Here is a 2,720-nt window from a genome sequence, read left to right on the forward strand (position 1 = left end):
TTTTTAGACTTTATCACAGGAGGTGAGTCATGAAATCTCACACAAGTTTAGTTGCACAGCAAACCCGTCTGAGTGAATGGGCTGATCTGGTCAGAGACTGTCAAAACCGTCCGCAAGGAATGAAGATCGATGAATGGTGTCAGCTGCACGACATTACAAAAGCGAGTTATTACTGGAGGCTCCGAAAAGTCCGTGAGGCTTACCTGGAAACTGCGGAGCAGACACAAACATTTGTAGAAGTTCCTTCTCCTTCAATCCATCCCGTAAATATGACATCGGAGCATAAAATCGCTGCCGTGATCAGAGGTAGAAACCACCTTACTTTGGAAATCACGGAACAGGCATCTGCCTCATTTCTAAAAACACTTTTGGGAGTGATCAGCAATGCTCAATGATGGCTCTGGGTTCAAAAAAGTGTATCTGGCCACCGGATTTACAGATCTGCGCAGAGGAATTGATGGCTTAGCCAGGATTATACGTTTTCAGTTCCAGTTGGATCCTTACGATAAGAATACATTATTCTTATTTTGTGGCAAACGCACAGATCGCATAAAAGGGCTTATTTGGGAAGGAGACGGGTTTCTCCTTCTGTACAAGCGGATTGAAAACGGGAACTTCCGATGGCCTCGCACACAGGAGGAAGCTCTGGAGATCAGCACAGACCAGTATCGAATGTTGATGCAGGGTCTGGAAATCGTTGCCAGACATCCAATAGAAGAAGTTCCTGATCCTGAATTCTCCTTGTGATTTGTGCAAAACGCAGAAAATAAAATCATTTTCATCCATGTCAGGTTATCCTGTGCGATATAAAATTTAAAGTTATTCACATTCTGAAAGTTTTCTGTGAGTTTCTATATACTCCGGATCCCAAAACTTTTCAGATTGTGGATAACAGTCATAAATATCTGAAATTCAGGCTTTTATTCTCAGGTATTCATGACTGTTATCCACCGTCAAAATGACGAAGGTGACAGAATTCAAAAATAGCCAAAAACCGTTGGTTCTGCTATAATAGCACTCAGGAAAGTGAGGTTTAGTTATGGCAGTTAAGTATACGAAGGAACAATTAAATAGTGTTGATAAGCCGTTTCTTATCCAGCTTCTTTTACAACAGCAGGAGCAATTGGAAGCCATAACAAAGGAACTTCACGCATCGAATGAAAAAATGCAGCTCCTGATGGAACAGGTAATCCTTGGTAAGCAGAACCGTTTTGGCAGGTCTTCTGAAAAAATGGAAGATACCAGCCAGATCTGTTTTCGTGAAGTAGACGGAACGATTATCTTTTTCAATGAAGCGGAAGCTGTCTGTGATCTTAATGCAGCAGAGCCTGATGCTCTGGAACTGAAGTCTCCAAAGCAGCCGAAGCGTAAAGGAAAGAAAGAGGCTGATCTTTCCGGGCTTCCGGTCAGACGGATTGACCATTATCTGTCCGAAGAGGAATTGGAAGCGGAATTCGGTGTCAGGGGATGGAAGCAGTTACCGGATGCCATTTCCAGAAAATATCATTTCGTACCTGCGAAGGCAGAAGTGGAAGAACATCACATCGGTGTGTATGCCAGCAAAACAGATGAACACATGGTGAAAGCAGACCATCCAAAGACGTTACTGCATGGGAGTCTGGTATCACCATCTCTGGGTGCTGCGATCATCAATGGAAAATATGTGAACGCAGTTCCTCTCTATCGATTGGAGCAGGAATTCCAGCGTTATGGTCTGCAGATCACAAGGCAGAACATGGCAAACTGGTGCATACGTTTAGCAGAGGAATATCTATCAATCCTTTATGATTATCTTCATAAAGAATTGTATTTCTACCACGTCATCCAGGCAGACGAGACGCCGGTGCTTGTAAACCATGACGGACGCAAAGCCGGGAGCAAAAGCTGGATGTGGGTATACCGTTCCGGACATTTGTATCAAAAACGGCAGATTGTCCTGTATGAATACCAGCAAACGAGAAATGCATCCCATCCACGGGAATTCCTAAAAGGGTACGACGGCATCTGTGTAACAGACGGTTACCAGGTCTACCATACTTTAGAAAAAGAGTTGGAAGAACTGACCATTGCCGGATGCTGGGTGCACTGTCGCCGCAGATTTGATGAAGCCTTAAAGCTGGTTCCGAAATCCTGTCAAAAGGAATCCAATGCATTTCTTCTGATGAAACAGATTCAGGCAATCTATCGGGAAGAAGGGAAGCTGAAGGACCTTTCTTCTGATGAACGGCTTAAGCAACGGCAGACGGTTATCAAACCACTTGTGGATGCGTTTTTTGCGTACCTAAAAACTATAAATGTGTCCAAGAAAGATAAATTTGGTGATGCTGTTGGCTATGCACTGAATCAGGAAAAATATCTCCGGGTATTTCTCACAGATGGAGATGTTCCGATTGATAATAATGCATCCGAAAGGGCAATCCGGGGTTTCTGTATCGGAAAGAAGAACTGGCAGATGATCGATACGATTCATGGAGCCAAATCTTCCGCAATCATTTACAGTATTGTAGAAACTGCAAAAGCCAATAATCTGAAACCTTTTGATTATGTGCAGCATCTCCTGGAAGAGATTCCGAAACACATGAATGATAAGGATTGTTCTTTTCTGGAAGATCTTCTGCCCTGGTCAGGAAAACTTCCGGCAGGGATCCGCAAAGCTTAAATATCGGTGGCTGCAAAGCAGCCGCCTAAAAATGTCAAGGTACTCGCTATTTTGCGTTTAC

3 protein-coding genes are annotated in these 2,720 nt (G+C 43.6%); all 3 read left to right on the top strand.

The window, feature by feature from the left end:
* Positions 1–29: 29 nt before the first annotated feature.
* On the top strand, positions 30–395 hold the full coding sequence (locus tag WKT17_RS16075; RefSeq protein WP_291683699.1) for an IS66 family insertion sequence element accessory protein TnpB: 366 nt from the start codon (positions 30–32) through the stop codon (positions 393–395).
* On the top strand, positions 385–747 hold the full coding sequence (gene tnpB, locus WKT17_RS16080) for an IS66 family insertion sequence element accessory protein TnpB (protein WP_173750323.1): 363 nt from the start codon (positions 385–387) through the stop codon (positions 745–747). The genes WKT17_RS16075 and tnpB overlap by 11 nt, the downstream gene beginning before the upstream one ends.
* A 292-nt stretch (positions 748–1,039) precedes the next feature.
* Positions 1,040–2,659: an IS66 family transposase gene (gene tnpC, locus WKT17_RS16085; protein WP_340273670.1), complete on the top strand. Its 1,620-nt coding sequence runs from the start codon at positions 1,040–1,042 to the stop codon at positions 2,657–2,659.
* Positions 2,660–2,720: the final 61 nt, after the last annotated feature.

Source organism: Blautia sp. HCN-20427 (assembly GCF_037890365.1).
Classification (GTDB): domain Bacteria; phylum Bacillota; class Clostridia; order Lachnospirales; family Lachnospiraceae; genus Blautia.

What these genes read in the sequence shown, in the direction of transcription:
- WKT17_RS16075 (WP_291683699.1), top strand. Translation starts at nt 30, where the DNA reads ATGAAATCTCACACAAGTTTAGTTGCACAGCAAACCCGTCTGAGTGAA.
- tnpB (WP_173750323.1), top strand. Translation starts at nt 385, where the DNA reads ATGCTCAATGATGGCTCTGGGTTCAAAAAAGTGTATCTGGCCACCGGA.
- tnpC (WP_340273670.1), top strand. Translation starts at nt 1,040, where the DNA reads ATGGCAGTTAAGTATACGAAGGAACAATTAAATAGTGTTGATAAGCCG.